The sequence below is a fragment of the Pseudomonas sp. P1_F1_2 genome, assembly GCF_056405815.1.
The window spans coordinates 1-24,152 of record NZ_JBFUBK010000027.1; the positions used below are offsets into that span (position 1 = coordinate 1).

At 59.1% G+C, this 24,152-nt stretch carries 24 protein-coding genes and 1 pseudogene; 10 read left to right on the forward strand and 15 right to left on the reverse strand.

From position 1 onward, the window contains the following. Positions 1 to 56: 56 nt before the first annotated feature. Complete coding sequence (locus AC1D2P_RS10375) at positions 57 to 791, reverse strand: SDR family oxidoreductase (protein WP_046031320.1); 735 nt, start codon at positions 789 to 791, stop codon at positions 57 to 59. A gap of 122 nt (positions 792 to 913) precedes the next feature. On the opposite strand from AC1D2P_RS10375, the gene AC1D2P_RS10380 reads away from it, so the two are divergent. The 4 genes from AC1D2P_RS10380 to mgrA all read left to right on the forward strand — a co-directional run bounded on the left by AC1D2P_RS10380 (position 914) and on the right by mgrA (position 3,749). Then, positions 914 to 1,804 carry a LysR family transcriptional regulator gene (locus tag AC1D2P_RS10380; RefSeq protein WP_109785292.1) on the forward strand — a complete coding sequence of 297 codons (891 nt, stop codon included), beginning with the start codon at positions 914 to 916 and terminating at the stop codon, positions 1,802 to 1,804. A 128-nt stretch (positions 1,805 to 1,932) separates the two neighbouring features. Then, the gene (locus AC1D2P_RS10385; RefSeq protein WP_046031318.1) at positions 1,933 to 2,115 is read left to right on the forward strand and encodes a type II toxin-antitoxin system HicA family toxin; all 183 of its coding nucleotides are present in this window, start codon (positions 1,933 to 1,935) and stop codon (positions 2,113 to 2,115) included. Continuing rightward, entirely contained in the window at positions 2,112 to 2,576 is a 465-nt protein-coding gene (locus tag AC1D2P_RS10390) for a type II toxin-antitoxin system HicB family antitoxin (protein ID WP_177412223.1), read from the forward strand. Before AC1D2P_RS10385 ends, AC1D2P_RS10390 begins: the two co-directional genes overlap by 4 nt. Before the next feature lie 135 nt (positions 2,577 to 2,711). Then, positions 2,712 to 3,749 (forward strand): L-glyceraldehyde 3-phosphate reductase, encoded by a 1,038-nt coding sequence (gene mgrA, locus AC1D2P_RS10395; protein ID WP_109785293.1) that lies wholly within the window; start codon positions 2,712 to 2,714, stop codon positions 3,747 to 3,749. 132 nt (positions 3,750 to 3,881) lie between these two features. Here mgrA and tauD read toward each other — a convergent pair whose 3' ends face one another. The 7 genes and pseudogenes from tauD to AC1D2P_RS10430 form a co-directional block, all read right to left on the reverse strand. Continuing rightward, on the reverse strand, positions 3,882 to 4,724 hold the full coding sequence (gene tauD, locus AC1D2P_RS10400; protein WP_109785294.1) for a taurine dioxygenase: 843 nt from the start codon (positions 4,722 to 4,724) through the stop codon (positions 3,882 to 3,884). 92 nt (positions 4,725 to 4,816) lie between these two features. Next, a pseudogene (locus AC1D2P_RS10405) lies at positions 4,817 to 5,572 on the reverse strand (ABC transporter permease subunit); the annotation flags it as partial. Next, on the reverse strand, positions 5,569 to 6,363 hold the full coding sequence (tauB, locus tag AC1D2P_RS10410) for a taurine ABC transporter ATP-binding subunit (RefSeq protein ID WP_109785295.1): 795 nt from the start codon (positions 6,361 to 6,363) through the stop codon (positions 5,569 to 5,571). The gene tauB and the pseudogene AC1D2P_RS10405, both read right to left, overlap by 4 nt. 16 nt (positions 6,364 to 6,379) lie before the next feature. Beyond that, positions 6,380 to 7,357, reverse strand: coding sequence for a taurine ABC transporter substrate-binding protein (gene tauA / locus AC1D2P_RS10415; protein ID WP_109785296.1), 978 nt, complete (start codon positions 7,355 to 7,357; stop codon positions 6,380 to 6,382). Positions 7,358 to 7,538: 181 nt separating this feature from the next. Next, positions 7,539 to 9,122, reverse strand: a complete 1,584-nt coding sequence (gene gshA, locus AC1D2P_RS10420; protein ID WP_109785297.1) for a glutamate--cysteine ligase — start codon at positions 9,120 to 9,122, stop codon at positions 7,539 to 7,541. Positions 9,123 to 9,440: 318 nt separating this feature from the next. Beyond that, positions 9,441 to 9,824: a PaaI family thioesterase gene (locus AC1D2P_RS10425; RefSeq protein WP_046031310.1), complete on the reverse strand. Its 384-nt coding sequence runs from the start codon at positions 9,822 to 9,824 to the stop codon at positions 9,441 to 9,443. Then, positions 9,824 to 12,148, reverse strand: a complete 2,325-nt coding sequence (locus AC1D2P_RS10430; protein WP_109785298.1) for a Tex family protein — start codon at positions 12,146 to 12,148, stop codon at positions 9,824 to 9,826. The genes AC1D2P_RS10425 and AC1D2P_RS10430 overlap by 1 nt, the downstream gene beginning before the upstream one ends. Before the next feature lie 361 nt (positions 12,149 to 12,509). On the opposite strand from AC1D2P_RS10430, the gene ompR reads away from it, so the two are divergent. Both ompR and AC1D2P_RS10440 read left to right on the forward strand, forming a co-directional pair. Beyond that, positions 12,510 to 13,250, forward strand: coding sequence for an osmolarity response regulator transcription factor OmpR (ompR, locus tag AC1D2P_RS10435; protein ID WP_477811419.1), 741 nt, complete (start codon positions 12,510 to 12,512; stop codon positions 13,248 to 13,250). A gap of 103 nt (positions 13,251 to 13,353) precedes the next feature. After that, on the forward strand, positions 13,354 to 14,667 hold the full coding sequence (locus AC1D2P_RS10440; RefSeq protein WP_046031307.1) for an ATP-binding protein: 1,314 nt from the start codon (positions 13,354 to 13,356) through the stop codon (positions 14,665 to 14,667). 38 nt (positions 14,668 to 14,705) lie between these two features. On the opposite strand, the gene rimK is transcribed toward AC1D2P_RS10440, so the two are convergent. Both rimK and rimB read right to left on the reverse strand, forming a co-directional pair. Next, positions 14,706 to 15,611, reverse strand: coding sequence for a 30S ribosomal protein S6--L-glutamate ligase (gene rimK, locus AC1D2P_RS10445; RefSeq protein ID WP_007949201.1), 906 nt, complete (start codon positions 15,609 to 15,611; stop codon positions 14,706 to 14,708). Continuing rightward, positions 15,608 to 16,087, reverse strand: coding sequence for a retropepsin-like aspartic endopeptidase RimB (rimB, locus tag AC1D2P_RS10450; RefSeq protein ID WP_477757242.1), 480 nt, complete (start codon positions 16,085 to 16,087; stop codon positions 15,608 to 15,610). Before rimB ends, rimK begins: the two co-directional genes overlap by 4 nt. 216 nt (positions 16,088 to 16,303) lie before the next feature. On the opposite strand from rimB, the gene AC1D2P_RS10455 reads away from it, so the two are divergent. From AC1D2P_RS10455 to AC1D2P_RS10465, 3 genes are all read left to right on the forward strand, one after another. Beyond that, on the forward strand, positions 16,304 to 16,711 hold the full coding sequence (locus tag AC1D2P_RS10455) for an RNA-binding S4 domain-containing protein (protein WP_046031306.1): 408 nt from the start codon (positions 16,304 to 16,306) through the stop codon (positions 16,709 to 16,711). A gap of 204 nt (positions 16,712 to 16,915) precedes the next feature. Further along, positions 16,916 to 17,818 (forward strand): Hsp33 family molecular chaperone HslO, encoded by a 903-nt coding sequence (hslO, locus tag AC1D2P_RS10460; RefSeq protein WP_046031305.1) that lies wholly within the window; start codon positions 16,916 to 16,918, stop codon positions 17,816 to 17,818. Positions 17,819 to 17,998: 180 nt separating this feature from the next. Continuing rightward, positions 17,999 to 19,540: a phosphoenolpyruvate carboxykinase gene (locus AC1D2P_RS10465; protein WP_046031304.1), complete on the forward strand. Its 1,542-nt coding sequence runs from the start codon at positions 17,999 to 18,001 to the stop codon at positions 19,538 to 19,540. Between the two features lie 129 nt (positions 19,541 to 19,669). Here the strand turns inward: AC1D2P_RS10465 and AC1D2P_RS10470 are convergent, their stop codons facing one another. From AC1D2P_RS10470 to AC1D2P_RS10490, 5 genes are all read right to left on the reverse strand, one after another. Continuing rightward, a complete protein-coding gene (locus AC1D2P_RS10470; protein ID WP_109785523.1) occupies positions 19,670 to 20,035 on the reverse strand; it encodes a DUF1493 family protein in 366 nt (121 codons plus the stop codon). Positions 20,036 to 20,154: 119 nt separating this feature from the next. Next, positions 20,155 to 20,427, reverse strand: a complete 273-nt coding sequence (locus tag AC1D2P_RS10475) for a type II toxin-antitoxin system RelE/ParE family toxin (RefSeq protein ID WP_109785300.1) — start codon at positions 20,425 to 20,427, stop codon at positions 20,155 to 20,157. Further along, complete coding sequence (locus AC1D2P_RS10480) at positions 20,427 to 20,930, reverse strand: antitoxin PaaA2 family protein (RefSeq protein ID WP_335739948.1); 504 nt, start codon at positions 20,928 to 20,930, stop codon at positions 20,427 to 20,429. The genes AC1D2P_RS10475 and AC1D2P_RS10480 overlap by 1 nt, the downstream gene beginning before the upstream one ends. A 92-nt stretch (positions 20,931 to 21,022) precedes the next feature. Continuing rightward, complete coding sequence (locus AC1D2P_RS10485; protein WP_109785301.1) at positions 21,023 to 21,319, reverse strand: hypothetical protein; 297 nt, start codon at positions 21,317 to 21,319, stop codon at positions 21,023 to 21,025. Between the two features lie 281 nt (positions 21,320 to 21,600). Beyond that, complete coding sequence (locus tag AC1D2P_RS10490) at positions 21,601 to 21,876, reverse strand: hypothetical protein (protein WP_109785302.1); 276 nt, start codon at positions 21,874 to 21,876, stop codon at positions 21,601 to 21,603. Positions 21,877 to 22,202: 326 nt separating this feature from the next. On the opposite strand from AC1D2P_RS10490, the gene AC1D2P_RS10495 reads away from it, so the two are divergent. Beyond that, the gene (locus AC1D2P_RS10495; protein WP_109785303.1) at positions 22,203 to 24,137 is read left to right on the forward strand and encodes a RecQ family ATP-dependent DNA helicase; all 1,935 of its coding nucleotides are present in this window, start codon (positions 22,203 to 22,205) and stop codon (positions 24,135 to 24,137) included. The last annotated feature ends 15 nt before the right edge of the window (positions 24,138 to 24,152 follow it).

Below are 24,152 nucleotides of genomic sequence, written 5' to 3' on the forward strand. Positions count from 1 at the left end.
CTGTAGGAGCGAGCCTGCTCGCGATTAGCGTCGCTGCAGTGTCAGTGTGAGCTTAGTTAAACCAACCCACCATTGGCCCGCAAAATCTGCCCGTTGACCCAGCCCGAATCCGGCCCCGCCAGAAACGACACAACACGAGCAATGTCTTCAGGCTGACCCAAGCGCTCCAGCGGCGGCATCTTGGCGAAGTTCTGAATCTGCTCCTCACTCTTGCCCTGCAAAAACAACTCGGTGGCCACCGGCCCAGGTGCCACGGCATTGACGGTGATGCTGCGCCCGCGCATTTCCTTGGCGAACACTTGGGTCAGCGACTCCACCGCCGCTTTGCTGGCGATGTACACCGCATAACCCGGCAAGTTAAGGCCGACGGTGCTGCTGGAAAAATTGATGATCCGTCCGCCACCGTTCAAGCGCGTCGCCGCTTCGCGCAACGTGTTGAACGTGCCGCGCGCGTGGATGTTGAAGGTCTGCTCGAACAGTTCATCCGTGTGCTGCGCCAAGGGCATGACCTTGAGGATGCCAGCGTTGTTGATCAGCACATCGACCTTGCCCAATTGCGCCTCAGTCTCGTCGAACATCCGGCGCACGTCGTCGGCGCTGGCTACATCAGCCTTGATCGCTATGGCTTGATGACCGGCCTGACGCAATTCCACAACCAGCCTTGAGGCTTCAGTGGCGCTGCTGGCGTAATTGATGGCGACGGCAAAACCGTCGCTGGCCAGTTGTTTGGCGATCACTGCGCCGATGCCGCGCGAGGCGCCGGTGACGATGGCAACTTTTTGGTGAGTCATGGCGTTGAATCCTGATGAGGTGGGTTGCTGGGTGTGAGGCCAATTTCACATGTTTACTCAGGCCGATAAATGCACGAGAGTTGCCTTGACTGTTCAATAATCGCCAACAATCGGAGGCTCACGTGGATCAAGTCAAAGCGATGAAGGTGTTCGTGCGGATCTACGAGCGCAGCAGCTTCACCCTGGCGGCCGAAGACTTGAACCTGCCCCGCGCAACGTTGACTCACACCCTGAACCAGTTCGAAGCCTGGCTAGGCACACGGTTGCTGGAGCGCAGTACGCGCAAGGTGCGTGCGACCCTGGACGGCGAGGCGTACTACTTGCGCTGCGTGCAACTGTTGGCGGAGCTGGAAGAGGCCGAGCTGGCGTTTCGCGGTTGCGCGCCGAAAGGCCGATTACGGGTCGACCTGCACGGCACGCTGGCTAAAAATTTTGTGATCCCCGCGTTGCCGCAATTCATGGAGCGCTACCCGGAGATCGACCTGTCCATCAGCGAATCCGACCGCTTTGTCGACTTGATCGCCGAAGGCGTCGACTGCGTGCTGCGCGCGGGTACGCTGACGGATTCGGCACTGGTCGGTAAACGCATCGCCAACCTGCGCCAGATCACCTGCGCCAGCCCCGCGTACTTACGCAAATACGGCGAACCGAAAACCCTCGAAGACCTCAAGCATCACCGTGCGGTGAACTACGTTTCGCGCACCACGGGCAAGCTGTTTCCGTTTGAATTCAGAGTGGACGGCGAGATCAAGGAAGTCGCCATTGACGGCGCGCTTTCAGTGTTCGGCGCGGAAATCTACGCCGCCTCGGCGATTGCCGGATTGGGGCTGATCCAGTGCCCGCATTACCGGATGGAAACGCAGATTGCCCAAGGACTGGTGCAGGAAGTCCTCACAGATATACCGCCACCGGCGATGCCGGTCTCCGTGTTGTATCCGCACAACCGACACATGTCGCCACGGGTCCGGGTGTTTGTGGATTGGTTGGGGGAGGTGTTTGCGGGGGCGGGGTAGCCGGTGGTCTACGGTCACTCTGACCGGCTTGCATTCCGCTAATATTTATCAGAGTGTGTATCGTGTGTATAAGTCTTGCGGTCATCGCGTAATGTGCTCGGCAGATGCTGCCCACAAGGACGAAGGTGATGCGAAGTCGGGAAATGATCAGGATGATCGAGGAGGATGGTTGGTATCTGGTGGCCGTAAAAGGCAGCCACCATCAGTACAAGCATTTGTATAAGTCAGGCAGGGTAACGATCAAGCACCCTGATTCGGATCTTCCAAAAGGGACGATCAACAGCATATTGAAACAGGCGGGTCTGAAATGAGGCCCGACGTCGGAAACGCGAGCCTCGATGAGGCCACATCACAGGAAGGACTTACCGAAATGAAATTCCCGGTCGTTCTGCATAAGGATGCCGACTCAGAATACGGAGTGATTATCCCGGACGTACCGGGCTGCTTCTCCGCAGGCGGTACTGTGGCGCAGGCATTTGAAAACGTAAAAGAAGCGTTGTCTTTGCACTATGAAGGTCTGGTGGCCGATGGTGATCCGCTGCCGCAGGTGCGTGAAATCGATGCTCACCTCGATAACCCGGATTACGCGGGCGGTGTGTGGGGAGTGGTCGAGTTTGATATCACGCCTTATTTCGGCAAATCAGTGCGCTTCAATGCCACGTTGCCTGAACAGTTGCTTGAGCGTATCGACCAGACAGTCAGCCGCGACCGGCGATATAGCTCAAGATCGGGATTTTTGGCGGCTGCTGCGCTGAGAGAATTGTCGGCGTAAACGTTTATGAATCGAAATATGTGAAACGTTTCAGCATTTTCTCGAGTCCGAGGTTTATCGGCGCTTGTCCGGGCGTATGCTTGGCCGCTTGCGAAGCAGTCGATACCACATTCAAGACCGACAAGAGAGGATTCGATGACCTACACCGCTGCCGAAAACCGATACGACTCCATCCCTTACCGCCGCGTGGGGCGCAGCGGTCTGGTATTGCCGGCGTTGTCGCTGGGCCTGTGGCACAACTTCGGCGACAGCACGCCGATCGACACCCAGCGTTCGTTGTTGCGCACGGCGTTCGACCTGGGCATCAATCACTTTGACCTGGCCAATAACTACGGCCCGCCGTACGGCAGTGCCGAGATCAATTTCGGCCGATTGCTGCGTGAAGACTTCAAGCAGTATCGCGATGAGCTGATCATCTCCAGCAAGGCTGGCTGGGACATGTGGCCCGGTCCTTACGGGCAGGGCGGTGGTTCGCGCAAATACGTGCTGGCCAGCCTGGATCAGAGCCTGCAACGGCTGGGCCTGGACTATGTGGACATTTTCTACTCGCACCGCTTTGACCCGGACACACCACTGGAAGAAACCGCCAGTGCACTGGCGACCGCTGTACAACAAGGCAAGGCGTTGTACATCGGCATCTCGTCCTATTCCGGGGTGAAAACCCGTGAGATGGCGGCGCTGTTGAAAGAGTGGAAAGTGCCGCTGCTGATTCATCAGCCGGCGTACAACCTGCTCAACCGTTGGGTGGAAAAGGACCTGCTGGAAGTCACCGACGAACTCGGCACCGGCGTGATTGCTTTCACCCCATTGGCGCAGGGCCTGTTGACCGACAAATACCTCAACGGCATTCCGAAGGATGCGCGGGTCAATCGTCCGGGGGGTGGTTCGTTGCAGTCGTCGCACCTGTCCGAAGCCAACATCGCCCATGTGCGTGGGCTCAATGAAATCGCCAGGCGTCGTGGGCAAAGTCTGGCGCAATTGGCGTTGGCCTGGACATTGCGCGACCCTCGGGTGACCTCGGCGTTGATCGGTGCTAGCCGGCCGGAGCAGATTATCGAGAACGTCGGGGCGTTGAAAAATTTGAGCTTCAGCGCGGAAGAACTGGCGGAGATTGATCGGTTCGCCCAAGAGGGTGGGATCAATCTTTGGGAGAAGCCTTCAACTGCTGAGTGAGCGAGCACTGATCGTTCCCACGCTCCGCKTGGGAATGTCTCAGCGGACGCTCCGCGTTCGGCTTTGGAGGGGACGCGGAGCGTCCCGGGCTGCATTCCCACGCAGAGCGTGGGAATGATCGGGTTTCAGGGGTTACCGAAAAAACGGCACATCCCCCAACACCGTCGCCCGCTGCATCACCCGCCGCGCCGGGCGGTAGTCATCCACCGCGTAATGCTGGGTCACGCGGTTATCCCAGAACGCCACATCATCCTTCTGCCAGCGCCAGCGAATGGTAAATTCCGGCCGTGTGGCATGGGCGAACAAGAACTTCAGAACCGCTTCGCTCTCGGTGTCCGACAGTTCGTTGATCTTCGACGTGAATCCTTCATTGACGAACAGCGAGCGCCGCCCGCTCACCGGGTGTGTACGAATGACCGGGTGCGACAAGGGCGGATTCTTGCGTCGTGCCTCTTCCCACTGGGCCAGCGCTTCGGGCGTATTGCCATAACGCTCAAGCGGGAACGAACGGGTGAAATCGTGGGTGGCGGTCAGCCCTTCGAGCAAGGACTTCATCGGCGCGGACAATGCTTCATACGCCGCAATCCCACTGGCCCACAACGTGTCACCGCCAAACTCCGGCAGCAACTTGGCGCTGAGTACTGCGCCCATGGCCGGGGTCGGCAGGAAGGTCACATCGGTGTGCCAGATCGCGTTGTCGCGCACGTCGGTGACGGCAGTGTCGAGGATCAACACTTCCGGTTGTTCCGGTACGTTGGGGTAGATCGGGTGAATGTGCAGGTCGCCGAAATGGGCGGCGAATCGTGCCTGCTGCTGCGGCGTGATCGGCTGGTCGCGGAAGAACAGCACTTGATGCTTGAGCAGCGCTTGCTCAATGGCATCGCGCTGTTCCAGGTTCAGTGGCTGGCTGGTATCGACGCCGCTGATTTGCGCACCGAGGGCAGAACTGAGGGGGACGATGGTCAGGTAGCTCATGGTGGTTCTCTTCAAATTCGTGGTGTCGAGCATTTGTAGGAGTGAGCCTGCTCGCGATAGCGGTGTGTCATTCACAACATCGTTGTCTGACACGCAATCACCAGAATCCCCAGCACCACCACATCGGTGACCAGGAACTGCGCGGCCGACTGCACCATGAAGCCCAAACCGCTAGTGGCGGCGATCAATTCGGCGGCGACCAGGGTCGACCAACCCACGCCCAGGCCAATGCGCACGCCGGTCAGAATATCCGGCAAGGCACTCGGCAGAATCACATGACGAATCAACTGCGCGCGGGTTGCACCCAGCGACTGCGCTGCACGCAACTTGGCTGGGTCGACAGTGCGCACACCGGTCGCGGTAGCGATGGCAATCGGGGCGAAAATCGCCAGGTAGATCAGCAAGACTTTCGACAACTCACCGATGCCGCACCAGATCACGATCAGCGGCAGATACGCCAACGGTGGAATCGGGCGGTAGAACTCGATCAGCGGATCGAGAATGCCGCGAGCGATGCGGTTGTGGCCGATGGCGATCCCCACCGGCACAGCGGTCAGCACGGCAAAGCCGAGGCCCAGGCCGATACGGCTCAGGCTCGCGCCCAAATGCTGCCACAACGTCGAATCCATGTAGCCGGAAGTCGCCAGCAGCCAACCCTTTTGCAGCACGGCGGATGGTGGCGGCAGGAACAACGGTTCGATCATCCCCGTGGCCGTGACGGCCCACCAGAGGATCACGAGCGCCACCAGTGTCAGCACGCTGATCCAGCGGGTGCTCAAACTGCGACGAACCGGAATCACCGTCGAACTCGGTTTCACCGTCACGGCCGGAATTTCATAGCTGCTCATGCGCGCTCCTGCCGCTGGGCGGCGCTGCGTTGGGAGAATACTTTGGCGAGCACGTGTTCGCGGGTTTCGATAAAGCGCGGGTCGGATTTGATCGCCCGCGCCGACTCGCCGGCCGCATAACGTTGGCCGAAATCCAGGCTCAGGCGCTCGACGATTTGCCCAGGATTGGGCGCCAGCAGAATCAGGTCTGTCGCGAGGAAGACTGCTTCTTCAATGTCGTGGGTAATCAGGAACACCGGCTTGGCGGTACGTCGCCAGACTTGCAGCAACAGCTCCTGCATCTGTTCGCGGGTGAAGGCGTCGAGAGCGCCGAAGGGCTCGTCCATGAGCAAGACGCGAGGGTCGGCGGCTAATGCGCGGGCAAGGCCGACACGCTGCTTCTGGCCGCCCGAGAGCTGCCAGATGCGACGGTTTTCGAAACCGGTAAGGTCGACCAGCGCGAGCATTTCCTTCGCGCGGGTTTCACGTTTGTCCCGAGGAACGCCCGCCAGCTCCAGACCGAAACCGACGTTGGCCAATACGTCCTGCCAAGGCAGTAACGCGTCGTCCTGAAACACCACGCCGCGTTCGGCACTCGGGCCCTTGACCGGCACGCCGTCGAGGGCAATGCGCCCGGCACTGGGCTCGACAAAACCGGCGATCAGGTTCAACAGCGAAGTCTTGCCACTGCCGGACGGGCCGAGGGCAACCAGCAACTGCTGGGGCCCCAGGCTCAGGGAAATATCCGCCAGTACCGGTTCCGGACTACCGGGGTACTGTGCGCTGATGCGCTCCAGCTGTAGCAAGGCCATTGCGGTTAACTCCCGATCAGTTGGTGATGAACTTGGCGTTGACGTACGGTGCGTAGTCCGGCAGCACGGCTTCGACCTTGCCTTGTTCCTTGAGGAACGCGGCGGTGTCGGTGATGGCTTTGGTGGTCGGTGCGCCGAGGGTGATCACCTGGTCAGCCGCCAGCGGGTAGACGTTGCCTTGCAGCAGCAATGGAATGTCGCTGGCCTTGGCGCCGGAGAGCTTCACCAGTTTGTCGACGTTGCTTTGGTTGGCGAGCCAGGCTTTCGGGTCTTTGCGGTAGTCGGCGTAGGCGTCCAGGGTCACTTTGGCGAACGCAGTGACGATTTCCGGGTGCTTCTCGGCGAAGTCTTTGCGCACGATCCAGGCATCGAAGGTTGGTGCGCCGAACTTGGCCAGTTCGCCGGAGGTGATCAGTACTTTGCCGTTTTCCTTGGCGACACCCAGGGCTGGATCCCAGACGTAGGTGGCGTCAATGTCACCGCGTTTCCACGCAGCAATGATCGCGGGTGGAGCCAGATTGAGGACGGTGACTTTCGACGGGTCGATGTTCCAGTGCTTCAACGCAGCCAGCAGGCTGTAGTGACCGGTGGAAACGAATGGCACGGCGATTTTCTTGCCGATCAGATCCTGCGGTGTCTTGATCCCGGAGCCGTCACGCGCGACGAGCGCTTCGGCAGCGCCGATCTGGGTGGCGATGAGGAAGGTTTCCACCGGCACTTTGCGGGTGATCGCCGCCGTCAGGGGGCTGGAACCGAGGTAGCCGATCTGCACGTCACCCGAGGCGATGGCGGCAATGATGTCGGCACCGTTGTCGAATTTTCGCCAGCTGATATCGGCTTTGGTGGCTTTTTCGTAGGCGCCGTCGGCCAGGGCAACTTTTGCCGGGTCCACGGTGGTCTGGTAGGCAACGGTAACGTCAGCGGCTTGGGCAAACAGACTCGCTGCAGCCAGAGTGGCGGCCGCCAGCAAGCGAAGTGGGAAGGTCAGTTTCATTGCGAAGCTCCTTATCCGGCGACCGAGTGTCGGCGTGATAAAGAGACTAAATGATCTAAGAATTCAAAAATAAATAACTTTTTCGAATTAGCTTATGAGAGGAAAACGTTAAGGGCGTCGCTGCAAATCGCTTGATCGTTCCCACGCTTCCGCGTGGGAACGATCAGGCAGAAGTCAGCGTTTAGTTACTGATTGCCAAAATGCTCGCCTGATACGCGCCGACAAACACGTCGAAATCACCGACTTCGTTCTGTTCCAGCTCAACCTGCTGGGCCAGCGACGAACGCGCCAGTTCTTCAAACTTGGCCTGCTCATCCGCCGCCAATGGCTCGCTGCGGAAGAACTCGGCATGGGCCTGGCTTTGACGCAAGGAGAACTGCGCGAAACTTTCCTTGTGCTCAGCCATCGATGCCAACACCTGGGCCGACGGTGTCAGGGACGGATCCTGGACCTTGGCCATTTGCGTATCCAGCGCCTTGCTGTGCGCATCTCCGCCATGGCTCTGATCGAGCAGTGCGGCCAGCGGAGCGATTTTTTCCAGCAGCTCGCCCGCCCACTCTTTCAGGTCAACCGGCTGGCCATCCCGTTGCAGTTGCAGGCCCGGACGACGACCTTCCTTGACCACGCTGAGGAAGTTCGACGTCGCGTTGCCGCAACTGGTGTTGGTCAGCAGCGGGCTGTCGTTCAGCGCGCAATACAGCAGGAACGCATCGAGGAAACGCGACTCGGTGAGATCGATGCCCATTGGCAGGAACGGGTTGATGTCCAGGCAGCGCACTTCAACGTACTGAATGCCACGGGCCACCAGCGCCTGAATCGGCCGTTCGCCGGTGTAGGTCACGCGCTTCGGGCGGATGTTGGAGTAGTACTCGTTTTCGATCTGCAGAATGTTGGTGTTGAGCTGAACCCACTCACCGTCCTGATGCGTGCCGATCTCGACATACGGTGCATACGGTGTGGCGACCGCTTTGCGCAGGCTATCGGTGTAGCTCGACAGATCGTTGTAGCACGGCGTCAAGCCGGCCTGGGCGTTGCTCTGGTAACCCAGGTCGCTCATGCGCAGGCTGGTGGCGTACGGCAGGTACAAGGTGTCCGGGTCCAGTTGTTCCAACTGGTGCGAGCGACCACGCAGGAAGCCGGCGTCCAGTGCGGGCGAGGCGCCAAACAGGTACATCAGCAGCCAGCTGTAGCGGCGGAAGTTGCGGATCAGGGCGATGTAGGCCGTTGACTGATAGTCGCGATCGTCGCCAACAAAATCTTCAACTTGCTTGAGCAGCGGCCAGAGCTTTTCCGGCAGGGAAAAGTTGTAGTGGATCCCGGCGATGCACTGCATGGTCTTGCCGTAACGCAGGGCCAGGCCCTTGCGATACACGTACTTGAGCTGCCCGATGTTGGACGTGCCGTAGTAGGCAATCGGGATGTCTTCCTCGGCCGGCAACGGGCACGGCATCGAGGGGCTCCACAGGTACTCGTTGCCGAGCTTGCTGTAGGCAAAACGGTGAATCTTGTCCAGGCTCGCCAACGTGTCCGCCGGGTCGGGCAGGGCCGGAGTGATGAACTCCAGCAGCGACTCGGAATAGTCGGTGGTGATCTGTTCGTTGGTCAGCGCGGAACCCAATTCTTCCGGGTGCGGCGTTTGCGCCAGGCGACCTTCGCCGGTCACGCGCAGGCATTCACGTTCGATGCCGTGAAGGCACTGTTCGAGCAGAGAGAGGTTAGCGCGCTCGCCAAGCAGGGCCAGGCGGCGGTTGAGAAGTTCGCTCAAGTTGGATTCCTTCACGCGTCAGTCGCCCCAATATGGGGGTGGGCAGGACGGTCTACAAGGGTGAAGTTAAAACTGGCGTTTTCGCCTGGTTTTTCGGGCTCTCAAAGCCCCTGTGGAGCCACCGGCTTCAATCCTTGAATCTGGCAGATGCACGCGAAGGAAACGCAATCCCTGTGGGAGCGGGCTTGCCCGCGAAGGCGGTGTGTCAGACGACTTGATGTTGACTGACACTCCCTTTTCGCGGGCAAGCCCGCTCCCACAGGAAACTCCGACGCTGCTGTCACAGCGCTGAAATTAACTCAAATTGATGACGACTAGCTACAGGACAGCGAACGTGCCTTGCGCTTTTGCGACCAGTTTGTCGCCCTGCATCACATCGGCTTCGACCACCAATGTGCGTCGGCCCGGGTGAATCACCCGTGCCGTGCACATCACTTCGCCGTCGGATACCGCGCGGATGTAGTTGATCTTGCACTCGATGGTCGCGCTCTGCTGGTCAAAGCCGTGGGCGCTGGAACAGGCCAGCCCCATGGCAATGTCCACCAGACTGAACAAGGCCCCGCCGTGCAGCTTGCCAGCGCGATTGCGCAACTCGGGCTCAAGCACCAGGGCGACGTGCGCCACCCCGGTTTCCAGGCTGTGCAAGCGACAGCCCAGCAGCTTGAAAAAGGCACTTTCGGTGTACCCGGCGGGGATGTCCATCAGCGTTTCTTCAACTGCTTGGCGTTGGCGAACAGCGACGCCATGGCGTTGTTGCTCGGTGCGGCAGCTGTGGTTTCCTTACGCGGTGCGGTGTTCTGGGACTGGCGTGGCGCCGACCCCGGACGTGCACCGCGAGCGCCGTCGATTTTCTCGCCCGGGGTGTCGCTCATGCGCATCGACAGGCCCACGCGTTTGCGCGGGATGTCGATTTCCATGACTTTCACCTTCACCACGTCACCGGCCTTCACCGCTTCGCGTGGGTCCTTGATGAACTTCTCCGAAAGCGCGGAGATGTGCACCAAGCCGTCCTGATGCACGCCGATGTCGACGAACGCACCGAAGTTGGTCACGTTGGTGACGACGCCTTCGAGGATCATCCCCAGTTGCAGGTCCTTGAGGTCTTCGACGCCTTCCTGGAACTCGGCGGTCTTGAACTCGGGACGCGGGTCGCGACCGGGTTTTTCCAGCTCTTGCAGGATGTCGGTGACCGTTGGCAGACCGAAGGTTTCGTCGGTGTACTTCTTCGGATCGAGACGCTTGAGGAAGCTGGCGTCGCCAATCAGCGAACGGATGTCACGGTCGGTTTCAGCGGCAATGCGCTGCACCAACGGATAGGCTTCCGGGTGAACGGCCGAGGAATCCAGCGGGTTGTCACCGTTCATCACGCGCAAGAAACCGGCGGCCTGTTCGAAGGTTTTCTCGCCCAGACGCGCGACTTTCTTCAATGCCGCACGGGTTTTGAACGCGCCGTGTTCATCGCGATGGCTGACGATGTTCTGTGCCAGGGTCGCGTTGAGGCCGGAGATGCGCGCCAGCAGCGCCACGGAGGCGGTGTTGACGTCGACGCCCACGGCGTTCACGCAGTCTTCGACAACCGCGTCCAGGCCACGCGCCAGTTTCAGCTGCGACACATCGTGCTGGTACTGGCCGACACCGATGGATTTCGGATCGATCTTCACCAGCTCAGCCAGTGGATCCTGCAAGCGACGGGCAATCGACACCGCACCACGGATCGATACGTCCAGGTCCGGGAATTCTTTGGAAGCCAGTTCCGACGCCGAGTAAACCGATGCACCGGCCTCGGAGACCATGACTTTGGTCATCTTCATCGCTGGGTATTTCTTGATCAGCTCGGCGGCCAGCTTGTCGGTTTCACGGCTGGCGGTGCCGTTGCCGATGGCGATCAGGTCGACCGAGTGCTTGGCGCACAGGGCGGCGAGAATCGCGAGGGTCTGATCCCACTTGTTATGCGGCACGTGCGGGTAAACGGTGGCGTGGTCCAGCAGCTTGCCGGTGGCATCGACCACGGCGACCTTGCAGCCGGTACGCAGGCCCGGGTCGAGGCCCAGTGTCGCGCGCGGGCCGGCTGGAGCCGACAGCAGCAAGTCATGCAGGTTGTGCGCGAACACGTTGATCGCTTCGGTTTCCGCACCGTCGCGCAGCTCACCCAGCAGGTCGGTTTCAAGGTGGGTGTAGAGCTTGACCTTCCAGGTCCAGCGCACCACTTCGCCCAGCCATTTGTCGGCGGCGCGGTTCTGGTTCTGGATACCGAATTGCTGGCCGATCATGCCCTCGCACGGGTGCATGGTGCCCGGCAGTTCGTCACCGACTTTCAGGGCCGAACTCAAAATGCCTTCGTTGCGGCCACGGAAAATTGCCAGCGCGCGGTGCGACGGCATGCTTTTCAGCGGTTCGTCGTGTTCGAAGTAGTCGCGGAACTTGGCGCCTTCCTCTTCCTTGCCAGCGATAACGCGGGCACTGAGGGTAGCCTCCTGCTTTAGGTAGCTGCGCAGTTTGTCCAGCAAACCGGCGTCTTCGGCGAAGCGCTCCATGAGGATGTACTTGGCGCCTTCGAGGGCGGCCTTCACATCGGCCACGCCTTTTTCTGCATTCACGAAGCGTGCGGCTTCAGCGTCGGGCGTCAGGGATGGATCGTTGAACAGGCCGTCAGCCAGTTCGCCGAGGCCGGCTTCCAGGGCAATCTGGCCCTTGGTGCGGCGCTTTTGCTTGTACGGCAGGTACAAGTCTTCGAGGCGGGTCTTGGTGTCGGCGAGTTTGATATCGCGCTCAAGTGCCGGGGTCAGCTTGCCTTGCTCTTCGATGCTGGCGAGGATGCTGATGCGCCGTTCGTCGAGTTCTCGCAGGTAGCGCAGACGCTCTTCCAGATGACGCAACTGGATGTCATCGAGGCTGCCGGTCACTTCTTTCCGGTAACGGGCGATGAAGGGAACGGTAGAGCCTTCATCGAGTAGCGCGACGGCCGCTTCGACCTGTTGTGGGCGTACACCGAGTTCCTCGGCGATGCGGCTGTTGATGCTGTCCATAAAACCACCTGACAAATTGTGAAAGCAGGCTCGCAGGCGCAGAGATAGAGGCTCTGCGAGTCTGGTTGAGCGGCCTGGCCTGCGCCGCTGCCTGGATCAAAGGGCACCCCATTGACCCGTGAAATCGAACAATTACTGCGGGCGGCAGGAAAATAAATAGCGCCTGCCTGTAGTACCTGTCTGATGTTGCCTGACACAAAACGCCGCGCATTATAACCAGCGTTCGCGCATTCCGGGGCATCGCTGGCGGGAAGGGGAATGGCCGGTTTACTGGCGGTGGAGGAAAAATCTGCTAACAATGCACACGGTGCGTATAACGGCAGCTACGCCATAATGCGCGCCGAGATCAAAGGAGCATCTAATGAGCAGCACTGCAAACACTGCTGAAGGCGAAAAAATTCTTATTGTTGACGACGATCCGGGCCTCAGCAGCCTGCTGGAGCGTTTTTTCGTCAGCAAGGGCTACCGCGCCCGCGCCGTACCCAACACCGAGCAGATGGATCGTCTGCTGTCGCGTGAAGTGTTCAACCTGGTCGTCCTCGACCTGATGCTGCCCGGCGAAGACGGCTTGACCGCCTGCCGCCGCCTGCGCGCCGCGAACAATCAGATTCCGATCATCATGCTGACCGCCAAGGGCGATGAGCTGAGCCGTATCAAGGGCCTGGAACTGGGCGCCGACGATTACCTGGCCAAGCCGTTCAACCCGGATGAGCTGATGGCCCGCGTCAAAGCGGTCCTGCGTCGTCAGTCGACACCTGTGCCGGGAGCACCGGGCAGCGAAGACGAAAGCGTGACCTTCGGTGATTACGTACTGTCGCTGGCGACCCGCGAACTCAAGCGTGGCGACGAAGTACACATGCTCACCACCGGTGAGTTTGCGGTCCTCAAGGCATTGGTGATGAACGCGCGTCAGCCACTGACCCGCGACAAGTTGATGAACCTGGCCCGTGGCCGCGAGTGGGATGCCCTGGAGCGTTCCATCGACGTGCAGATCTCCCGTCTGCGCCGGATGATCGAACCCGATCCGTCCAAGCCGCGTTACATCCAGACAGTCTGGGGCGTGGGCTACGTGTTCGTTCCGGATGGCGCCRCCACCAAGTGATCGGCGATTTGTAGGAGCGGGTCCTGCGGACGACATTGTCCRCAGACTCGCGATCCGCAATATGCGAGCATCGCTCGCTCCTGCAAGTGTGTAGCGGTTATCCATGAAAACCCCCGTTTGGTTCCCCCAGAGTTTCTTCTCCCGCACCCTTTGGCTGGTGCTGATCGTCGTTCTGTTTTCCAAGGCGCTGACCCTGGTTTATCTGTTGATGAACGAAGACGTGCTGGTGGACCGGCAATACAGCCACGGTGTCGCCCTGACGCTGCGCGCCTATTGGGCCGCCGATGAAGAAAACCGCGCGAAGATCGCCGATGCCGCCACCCTGATTCGGGTGGTGGGTGCCGGTGTGCCTGAGGGTGAGCAGCACTGGCCATACAGCGAGATCTACCAGCGGCAGATGCAGGCTGAACTGGGCGCCGATACCGAAGTCCGGTTACGCATGCACTCGCCGCCGGCGCTGTGGGTCCGGGCGCCGAGCCTGGGTGATGGCTGGCTGAAAGTGCCGCTGTATCCGCATCCATTGCGGGGGCAGAAAATCTGGAACGTGCTCGGCTGGTTCCTCGCCATTGGCTTGTTGTCCACGGCGTCGGCATGGATCTTCGTCAGTCAGCTCAACCAACCATTGAAACGTCTGGTGTATGCCGCAAGGCAACTCGGCCAGGGGCGCAGCGTGCGATTGCCCATCAGCGACACGCCCAGCGAAATGACCGAGGTGTATCGCGCCTTCAATCAGATGGCGGAAGACGTCGAGCAGGCCGGCCGGGAACGCGAGCTGATGCTGGCCGGTGTGTCCCATGACTTGCGTACGCCGTTGACCCGATTGCGCTTGTCCCTGGAGCTGATGGGTGATCGCACCGATCTGACCGACGACATGGTGCGCGACATCGAAGACATGGACGCAATCCTCGATCAGTTCCTGGCGTTTATCCGCGATGGTCGTGACGAGTCGGTGGAGGAAGTGGACCTCAGCGACCTGGTTCGCGAAGTCGCGGCACCGTACAACCAGAACGAAGAAAGAGTGCGTTTGCGCCTGGAGCCGATCCAGCCGTTTCCATTGCGCCGGGTGTCGATGAAACGCCTGTTGAACAACCTGATCGGCAATGCCTTGCATCACGCCGGCAGCGGCGTTGAGGTGGCGGCCTATGTGTCTGGCGATACTGCCGCGCCGTATGTGGTGCTGAGTGTCATGGACCGTGGGGCGGGGATTGATCCGTCGGAGCTGGAGGCGATCTTCAATCCGTTCACTCGGGGGGATCGTGCCCGGGGTGGCAAAGGGACCGGCCTGGGCCTGGCGATCGTGAAGCGGATTGCGTCGATGCACGGTGGGAATGTTGAGTTGCGTAACCGTTCCGGTGGCGGGCTGGAAGCTCGGGTACGGTTGCCGCTGGGGTTGATGTTGCCGCGGGATGCTGTCTGACCTGATCGTTCCCACGCGGAGCGTGGGAACGATCAGCCTCAGCCCTTTCCTTTGGTTCGGGTCATGTTCGGCCCGCCATTCTTTTCCAGATGCTCGATGATGATCCCCGCCACGTTTTTCCCGGTGGTGGTTTCGATCCCTTCCAGTCCCGGCGACGAATTGACTTCCATCACCAGCGGCCCGTGATTGGAGCGCAGGATGTCCACGCCCGCCACCGCCAGGCCCATCACCTTCGCTGCACGCAACGCGGTCATGCGTTCTTCGGGTGTGATCTTGATCAGGCTGGCGCTGCCACCTCGATGCAGGTTGGAGCGGAACTCCCCGGGCTTGGCCTGACGCTTCATTGCTGCGATCACCTTGTCGCCGACCACGAAGCAACGAATGTCGGCCCCGCCGGCTTCCTTGATGTATTCCTGAACCATGATGTTCTGCTTCAGGCCCATGAACGCTTCAATCACCGACTCCGCCGCCGTCGCCGTTTCACACAACACCACACCAATGCCCTGGGTCCCTTCCAGCACCTTGATCACGAGCGGGGCGCCGTTGACCATGTCGATCAGGTCGGGAATGTCATCCGGCGAGTGAGCGAACCCGGTCACCGGCAGGCCGATGCCGCGACGTGACAGCAATTGCAACGAACGCAGCTTGTCCCGCGAACGGGCAATGGCCACCGATTCATTGAGCGGAAACACGCCCATCATTTCAAACTGGCGCAACACCGCGCAGCCATAAAACGTGACCGACGCACCGATCCGGGGGATCACCGCGTCGAACCCTTCCAGCGGCTTGCCGCGGTAGTGGATCTGCGGCTTGTGGCTGGCAATGTTCATGTAGGCGCGCAGGGTGTCGATCACCACCATTTCATGGCCACGCTCGGTACCGGCTTCAACCAGACGACGAGTGGAATACAGACGCGGGTTCCGCGACAGCACAGCGATCTTCATGCAACACCTGTGGAGGAGGTAGATACCGGGAACACCGGCTTGTCTTGTACGTACTTGATGCCCGGATTGACCACCAGCTGACCGTGAATCAGGGCTTTGGAACCGAGCAACAGGCGATAACGCATGGATTTGCGGCAGGCGAGCGTGAACTCGACCTGCCAGACCCGATCACCGAGGGCCAGGGTGGTGCTGACCACGTATCGCTTCTGCGCGTGACCGTTGGAGCTTTTAATGGTTTTCATCGTCACCAGCGGCGCTTCGCAGCGTCGATGGCGCAACTGCACCACCGTGCCCAAGTGCGCGGTGAAGCGAACCCACTGCTCGCCATCGCGCTCGAACGGCTCGATGTCGGTGGCATGCAGGCTGGAGGTACTGGCACCGGTGTCGATTTTTGCCCGCAGGCCCGCGACTCCCAAATCCGGGAGCGCCACCCACTCGCGCAGACCGACAACGGTCAAATGGTCAAATGTCTTCAAAGTGCTCAACCGGTAGAAACCGCACGGCCCGGCAAGCGGCCGAATTCGCGGTATTCACGCAGAATAATGGTTAAAAGGCGACAGATATCTACGGCCCGGATTTCCAGCCCCTGCGAGAGGTTCTGGAATGCGTGCATTGTAATCCGAGCCGGTGGAATTCTTGGTACGACTGAAACGGTAGTACAGTTCAGCAATATTTCAGAATGAGGAAATCCCATGGCACAAAAAAACGAAGAGGACGATAAAGTCCGTCTCGATAAATGGTTGTGGGCCGCGCGTTTTTACAAAACCCGTGCCTTGGCCAAGGCTGCCATTGAAAGCGGCAAGGTGCATTGCCGGGGCGAGCGTTGCAAGCCAGGCAAGGAACCGAGAGTCGGCGATGAGTTTGTGATTCGAGCCGGTTTCGACGAGCGCACGGTGGTGGTTCAGGCGCTGTCGATCGTTCGTCGGGGCGCGCCGGAGGCCCAGACGCTGTATGCCGAAACCGAAGCCAGCATCGCCAAGCGCGAAAACGCCGCCGCCCAGCGTAAGGCTGGCGCGCTGGGTGTGAGCACCGATGGCAAACCGAGCAAGAAACAGCGACGGGATTTGTTCAAGTTTCGTGGCAGTAGCAGCGGCGACTAGCCTGAAATCCGGCCCTTTGACCGCGGCGGACTTGCAATTGGCGGGATGAGTAACCATATCGGGTCATTCCCTGACGGTACTACGAGCTGATAAATAGCCACTCGTCGAAAATCACTACCGCATCCGACCCCATGGGCCATAAAGAGGGCCTATGGCGTCAGAGGCGTTGAAACTTCATTTTGATCAATTCAGATACCCAGACTTATGACCGACCTACCGGATAACGACTTCACCCAACGCTTCATCTTCGATGACAGCGACACCCGTGGCGAGCTGGTCTCGTTGGAGCTCAGCTACGCCGAAGTCCTGGCCAAACACGCCTATCCGGAACCGGTCGCACAATTGCTCGGCGAACTGATGGCGGCTGCATCGCTGCTGGTCGGCGCGCTGAAGTTCGATGGCTTGCTGATTCTCCAGGCCCGTTCCGATGGCCCGATCCCGCTGCTGATGATCGAGTGCTCCAGCGAGCGCGATATCCGCGGCCTGGCCCGTTACGAGGCCGATCAGATTGCCCCCGATGCGACACTCGCCGATTTGATGCCAAACGGCGTGTTGGCGCTGACAGTCGACCCGACCCAGGGTCAGCGTTACCAGGGCATCGTCGACCTCGACGGCGAGACCCTGTCCGAGTGCTTCACCAACTATTTCGTCATGTCCCAACAGGTCGGCACCCGTTTCTGGCTGTACGCCGATGGCCGCCGCGCCCGTGGCCTGCTGTTGCAACAACTGCCTGCCGATCGCTTGAAAGACGAAGAAGAACGCGCCGCCAACTGGCAGCACCTCACTGCGCTGGCCACCACCCTGACCGCCGATGAATTGCTGAGCCTGGACAACGAAACCGTGCTCCATCGTCTTTACCACGAAGAGCAAGTGCGCCTCTTCGACGTGCAGAAACTGCGCTTCCGTTGCAGCTGCTCGCGCGAACGTTCGGCCAATGCCCTGGTCAGTCTGGGGATGGACGATGCGCAAAATCTGGTGGTTGAACACGGTGGCAACATCGAAATCGACTGCCAATTCTGCAACCAGCGCTACCTGTTCGATGCCGCTGACGTCACTCAATTGTTCGCGGGCGCAGGGGTCGAGACGCCGTCAGATACCCGTCACTAAAACGGTTCAGCGCAGGTAAATTCACTGGTAAGTGCCGGAATAACGCCGTTACGACAGGAGGGGCCTACTCTTTTTGGGCTTTTCTGGCATAATCCGGCCCACTTTTTTCGCGGTAGTAGTGCACGACTTTCTACTACAAAAACGTTTGGAGCACTCGGCCACTGGCCGACGGGGAACCTCATGACGCAAGCCAATAACGCCGTGTACACCGATCTGAGTGTTGATGATCTGGTTAAAGAAGCCCTGAATCGCGGTGAAGGCGAGCTTGCCGATACCGGCGCGCTGGTTGTTCGCACCGGTCACCGTACCGGCCGCTCGCCAGTCGACCGTTTCATTGTTGAAGAGCCAACCACTCAGGCTGCCATCGCCTGGGGCCCGATCAACCGCAAGTTCCCGGCCGACAAGTTCGATGCCCTGTGGGACCGCGTTGAGGCGTTCAACAATGCACAAGAGCATTTCGTTTCCCACGTTCATGTAGGTGCGGCTGCCGATCACTACCTGGCCGTGAAAATGACCACCCAGACTGCCTGGCAGAATCTGTTCGGTCGTTGCCTGTTCATCAACCCGGCCCAGTACAACCCGGCTGGTCGTGAAGAGTGGCAGGTTCTGAACGTTGCCAACTTCGAATGCGATCCAGAGCGTGACGGCACCAACTCCGATGGTTGCGTGATCCTCAACTTCGCACAGAAAAAAGTGTTGATCGCTGGCATGCGCTACGCCGGTGAAATGAAGAAAGCGATGTTCTCGGTGCAGAACTTCCTGCTGCCGGCCGCCGACGTGCTGCCAATGCACTGTGCTGCCAACATCGGCGAAGAAGGTGACGTGACCCTGTTCTTCGGTTTGTCCGGCACCGGTAAAACCACTCTGTCCGCCGACGAAAGCCGTTACCTGATCGGTGACGACGAACACGGTTGGGGCGAGGGCGTAGTGTTCAACATCGAAGGCGGTTGCTATGCCAAGTGCATCGACCTGTCCGAGAAGAACGAGCCGGTCATCTGGAAAGCCATCAAGCACGGCGCAGTCCTGGAAAACGTCGTTATCGATGACGCCAAGCACGCCGACTATGCCGACGTCAGCCTGACCCAGAACAGCCGCGCGGCCTATCCGCTGGAGCACGTTGCCAAGCGTTCCGAGAAGAACCTCGGTGGCGAGCCAAACGCTGTAATCTTCCTGACCTGCGACCTGACCGGCGTGCTGCCGCCAGTGTCGATCCTCAGCGAAGAACAAGCGGCCTAYCACTTCCTGTCCGGCTACACCGCTCTGGTGGGCTCGACTGAAATGGGTTCGGGCAGCGGCATCAAGTCGACCTTCTCCACCTGCTTCGGCGCACCGTTCTTCCCGCGTCCGGCTGGCGAATACGCAGAACTGCTGATCAAGCGCATCCGCGGCTTCGGCTCCAAGGTTTACCTGGTCAACACCGGCTGGACCGGCGGTGGCTACGGCGTCGGCAAACGCTTCAACATCCCGACCACTCGTGCGGTGATCGCAGCGATCCAGAGCGGCGCGTTGATCGGTGCTGAAACCGAACACCTCGACACCATCAACCTCGACGTGCCATTGGCCGTGCCGGGCGTTGAGACTGGCCTGTTGAACCCACGTAACACCTGGGCTGAAAAGGCTGCTTACGATGAAGCTGCCAAAGCACTGGCGGGTCTGTTTGTTGAGAACTTCAAGAAGTTCGAAGTGAGCGATGCGATCAAGGCTGCCGGGCCGAAGTTGTAAGACTGGTTCTGGCGAATGAAAAAGCCGCCCTTCGGGGCGGCTTTTTTGTGGGCGCTATTCAGCTCGTCAGATTCACGAAACTGCCAATATTCCAGCTGAAACTGCGTAAAACGACCAGGATAATGGCACTTATGCGTTCGATTTGGAGCCTTCCAATTCGAGCGTATCCCACCGTTGAGCTTTGATTGCTTTGTACAGCATGCCAATGGTCAGTGGGACTTTGTCACCGCGACCTTTGGCTCGGCGCTTGAGGAACACATCAAACCCTTCCGGCTGAAAGTAGCGATAGGCGTCGTAATCTATCAAGTCGATCCCAAACTGCTCTTCCAGCGCTTCCATCAAGTGCCGCGCATCGGTGCCGTCACAACTCAGGTCGAAGTTGATCGAGGTGGTGAGGCTGATGGATTTGCGTTCAGGCAGGCCGAGTTCCTCGTGCAACAACTGCATGAGCAGGTGCATGGTGTGGTCGTCGGGGAAGTTGGGGGCGAGGTTCATGATGGCCTCCAGTTGGAGAAAAGTGGCGTTGATACGCTCAGTGCCTTCTTTCAAATAACGAGCGGTTGGGTCGGCGTCGGAGAGCTTTTGTAGCATTCGAAACCTGGTGGTGGGCCTAATCACGGCCATTGTTGTCTAGCATGCAGTACCCGTATTGCTTCTATCGTTTGTGGCAAGACCGCATAGACCATAACGTAATTTGGTGTGGCGACTATTTCATGAGTGCCATGGATTCTGCCCTTTTTATATAGCTTTGGTTGCTGGCGTGCTTGCTCTGCTTTGAATTCGAAGACTTCGTCTAAAGCAATTGCCGCGTAAGGGTTGTCCTGGCAAATGTAATTCATGATGTTGTCCCGGTCAGTCAGCGCCGAGGGGCGCCAAACAACCCGCATTAGCGCGTCCGTCGACGTATGGCATCACGTTTTGCAGCAAAGATTCGGCGTGCCTCTTCGTCACTCACGCTTGGTCGGGGATCATCAATGCTGGCCTGAACCTGCTTCCTGAACCACTCCTCATAAGCAGCGGCTTCATGAGCTTGCTTCATTGCGTCGGAACGGTCCGGGCGCGAATAGGTTTTTACTTGTAGGGGGTCATAGCCCGAAGCATCGACATCGAAATGATTGATGCCTATTCCTTGCAAATAAATCACTAGCGTTTCAAGTTTTTTAAATAGGCGAATTTGTTGGCTGCGTTGCGCTGCCAGGGAATGTGCTTGTGATCCATGTTCAATCTGTACCGTCCACCCACCCTGTTTGGCTGAGATGTGAGCGGCGTTAACGGCGCCGTTTTCAACCAGTTTGACAAGCGTGCTGTGATCAATCGTTTCGGTTGTCATAAAAAGGAGCCCGTGGCTGATCAGTGGCTCACATGCTACGCAATCAATAATAGTTTGCAATCTTTTGCCTCCATTAGGGATGTAGGAATTAGTATCCTTTTTCGTGGGCAGCCAGCTCACAGTGAAGTTGGCTTCCCGGTGAAAAGGGTGTCTTAGGTTGGTGCTTTCCAGCCCATCATGCGTTGTTGGGCGACTTGCATCAGGTCGCAACCGTCCTGAGTCAGCAGGTAGAGCGCGTGAGTGATGTGCGGGATGTCTTCGACGTCGCCGTGTTTGAAGCAGATGCAGTGCAGGGTTTTGAGGAGATCACTGGAGGCTCGGATGCGCTGCATGGCAGCTTCGAGGATGTCCTGGGGGTTGGCCTGTGTGTCGATGATCAGGGGCGGGGAGTCGGTGAGATTGGTTTGCAGCGGGCGGTAGCGATCAAAAAGAGGATTTAACGTTGTCACTGATGAACACCTGTATTTAATTGGAAATGTGAACTCTCTTTGTCGGGTGACCAAGCCCGAGCCGCTGATTTGGCAGCGACGGTCACGACTATAGGTGTGAGCCGCCAGGCAGCGAAAGGCGACAAGGGATCTGTCGTTGTAGGACCGGGATGAAGCTTTGATAGGGCGCTGCCTACAGACTTATCCCCAGCCGAAATATCTATCGTTTAGAGCCATCAGGCCTTCCGCGTTATCGTCCATTGCGGGCAAGCCCGGCTCCTACAGGGATTTTCATCCGGGCATCAACCAGCGCTAATTCTCGGTAGGCGCTGGTGGGCGATGTCCAACAGTTCGTTGCCGTCCTGAGTCAGCAGGTACAACGCGTTGACGATGTTGGGGATGTCGGCTGTATCGGCGTGTTTGAAGCACAGGCAATAGAGGGTTTCGAGCAGGCCGGTGGCGGCGCGGATGCGTTGTCGGGCGGCGTCGAGAATTTCGTGAGGATCTGCGTCGGTGTCGATGACCAGCACCGGTGTTTCGCTGTAGCTGGATTTGAGTGGGCGATAGCGGTCTTGCATGAGGTCCGTCCTGTTTTCAGCGGCGCGGCAAACTATAGGGGCGCGCATCAAGGGGTCGCAATACCGCGCAAATGGACAGGTTTTGTAGGGGGTTTACCGTCGATGTCGTCTTTTGCCTACGCGCGCGCCAGAATCCGTAGGACGATTCGAAAACGCCTGCGTTTCGCTTAAAGCGAGTCAGGCATGCGATGCCTTAGCCCCTTCGCCTGCTGGTGACCCTTTGAAGCTGTATCATCCCGTATCGTTTTGGCCCCCGACCTTTTCTCGACTCGCTGCGTTTGCCGGCTAGGCTTTGGGCTTCGCAGCGGTCAACGGAGTGACAGCTTATGCACAACACCCTGGAACAGGTTTTCGGTTATCCACAGTTTCGTCCTGGCCAGGAGGCGGCAGTCAGCGCGGTCTTGGCCGGGCGCTCGGCGGCGGCGATTTTCCCGACAGGTTCGGGCAAATCCCTTTGCTACCAATTACCCGCCGTGCTGCTGCCACACCTGACGCTGGTGGTCTCGCCATTGCTGGCGCTGATGCAGGATCAACTGGCGTTCCTGCAACGCCACGGTATTGCGGCGGGCAGCATCGATTCGGCGCAGAGCCGTGATGACGCCAGTGATGTGATGGCGCGGGCCAAGTCTGGCGAGCTGAAGATCTTGATGATTTCAGTGGAGCGGCTGAAGAACGAGCGCTTCCGTAACTTTTTGCAGCAAGTGCCTATCTCGCTACTGGTGGTGGACGAGGCGCATTGTATTTCCGAGTGGGGCCACAACTTCCGCCCCGACTACCTCAAGCTCCCGGACTACCAGCGCCAGTTCAATATTCCACAGGCGCTGCTGCTGACCGCGACCGCGACGCCCAAGGTCATCGCCGACATGGAGGCCAAGTTTGCCATCGCACCGGAAGACGTAGTGACCACGGGTTTCTATCGACCCAACCTCAACTTATTGGTAGAGCCCGTGCGTGGTCAGGACAAACGCCGACGGCTGGTCGAATGGATGAACGAGCGCCCCAATCAGCCAAGCATCGTCTACGTCACCCTGCAAAAAACCGCTGAGCATATTGCTGAACATTTGAGCCGCAACGGCATTCAGGCCGAGGCGTATCACGCCGGTTTGCCCCACGAACAACGCGAAGCCATTCAAAAGCGCTTCATGGGCGGGCAGTCCAATTGCATCGTCGCCACCATCGCGTTTGGCATGGGCATCGACAAGAGTGACATCCGCAATGTGGTGCATTTCGACCTGCCCAAATCCATCGAAAACTACAGCCAGGAAATCGGCCGTGCCGGACGTGACGGGCAGCCGTCCGATTGTCTGGTGCTAGCCAACCGCGACAGCCTCAACGTGCTGGAAAACTTCGTCTACGGCGATACGCCGGAACTGGACGGCATTCGCTGCGTACTCGACGAGTTGCAAGCGTCCGCCCCCGAAGGTCAATGGGAGTTTTTAATCGGCCCGCTGGCGGACCAGAGCAACATCCGGCAATTACCGCTCAAGACCTTGCTGGTGCAACTGGAACTGCGCGGATTGATTGCCCCGCGTTACGCCTATTACGCCGAATACCGCTTCAAATACTTGCAGGAACCCGAGGCCCTGTTAGCCCGTTTTGAGGGTGAGCGAAGGGACTTTGTCGCGGCAATCATCCAGACCTCCAGTCGCGCACGGACTTGGGCGACGGTGAATTTCGATGCGCTGTACGAGCAGCACCAGGCCGAGCGCAATCGGGTGGTCAAGGCACTGGATTACTTCCAGGAAAAGGGTTGGGTCGAACTCGAAAGCAAGCAGATGACCGAGGTCTACAGCCTGCTGCAATCGGAAGTTGATTCTCAGGCCTTGAGTGTCGAGTTACATGCCTACTTCACTCAACACGAGCGAACCGAGATCGCTCGGATTCACGCCATGCTTGATCTGTTTGCCACTGACCAGTGCCTGGGTTATCGCCTGGCCGAGTATTTCGGTGATGAAAACGCGCCTCGGCAGTGCGGGCATTGTTCGGTCTGTCACGGGCACGTAGCCCGGCTGCCAGCACCGCCGGAGTTGCCGGCACTTGTGGATAAAAGTTTCGAAGCACTGTGCGGTGATTTTATCCACAGGCACGAGCAGCACACCGGCAATGCACCGTCGGCCGAGCGCGTCACGCGGTTTCTGTGCGGCATCAGCGTACCGCTGTTTACCAAGCTCAAGGTGCGGGCAATTGCGGGGTTCGCGGCGCTGGAGAATTATCCCTATGCCGACGTGCGGGAGTGGGCCGAGGCGCATCTCCCGGGGTAGATCCATCCGCTGAAT

Bases quoted from the DNA above. Each gene is read 5' to 3' on its own strand.
- tauA (WP_109785296.1), bottom strand. From the start codon at position 7,357: ATGAAACTGACCTTCCCACTTCGCTTGCTGGCGGCCGCCACTCTGGCT.
- AC1D2P_RS10375 (WP_046031320.1), bottom strand. From the start codon at position 791: ATGACTCACCAAAAAGTTGCCATCGTCACCGGCGCCTCGCGCGGCATC.
- AC1D2P_RS10490 (WP_109785302.1), bottom strand. From the start codon at position 21,876: ATGCAAGACCGCTATCGCCCACTCAAATCCAGCTACAGCGAAACACCG.
- tauB (WP_109785295.1), bottom strand. From the start codon at position 6,363: ATGGCCTTGCTACAGCTGGAGCGCATCAGCGCACAGTACCCCGGTAGT.
- AC1D2P_RS10430 (WP_109785298.1), bottom strand. From the start codon at position 12,148: ATGGACAGCATCAACAGCCGCATCGCCGAGGAACTCGGTGTACGCCCA.
- mgrA (WP_109785293.1), top strand. From the start codon at position 2,712: ATGACCTACACCGCTGCCGAAAACCGATACGACTCCATCCCTTACCGC.
- AC1D2P_RS10385 (WP_046031318.1), top strand. From the start codon at position 1,933: ATGCGAAGTCGGGAAATGATCAGGATGATCGAGGAGGATGGTTGGTAT.
- AC1D2P_RS10455 (WP_046031306.1), top strand. From the start codon at position 16,304: ATGGCACAAAAAAACGAAGAGGACGATAAAGTCCGTCTCGATAAATGG.
- AC1D2P_RS10440 (WP_046031307.1), top strand. From the start codon at position 13,354: ATGAAAACCCCCGTTTGGTTCCCCCAGAGTTTCTTCTCCCGCACCCTT.
- tauD (WP_109785294.1), bottom strand. From the start codon at position 4,724: ATGAGCTACCTGACCATCGTCCCCCTCAGTTCTGCCCTCGGTGCGCAA.
- hslO (WP_046031305.1), top strand. From the start codon at position 16,916: ATGACCGACCTACCGGATAACGACTTCACCCAACGCTTCATCTTCGAT.
- AC1D2P_RS10475 (WP_109785300.1), bottom strand. From the start codon at position 20,427: ATGCGGGTTGTTTGGCGCCCCTCGGCGCTGACTGACCGGGACAACATC.
- AC1D2P_RS10470 (WP_109785523.1), bottom strand. From the start codon at position 20,035: ATGAACCTCGCCCCCAACTTCCCCGACGACCACACCATGCACCTGCTC.
- AC1D2P_RS10495 (WP_109785303.1), top strand. From the start codon at position 22,203: ATGCACAACACCCTGGAACAGGTTTTCGGTTATCCACAGTTTCGTCCT.
- AC1D2P_RS10390 (WP_177412223.1), top strand. From the start codon at position 2,112: ATGAGGCCCGACGTCGGAAACGCGAGCCTCGATGAGGCCACATCACAG.
- AC1D2P_RS10425 (WP_046031310.1), bottom strand. From the start codon at position 9,824: ATGGACATCCCCGCCGGGTACACCGAAAGTGCCTTTTTCAAGCTGCTG.
- rimK (WP_007949201.1), bottom strand. From the start codon at position 15,611: ATGAAGATCGCTGTGCTGTCGCGGAACCCGCGTCTGTATTCCACTCGT.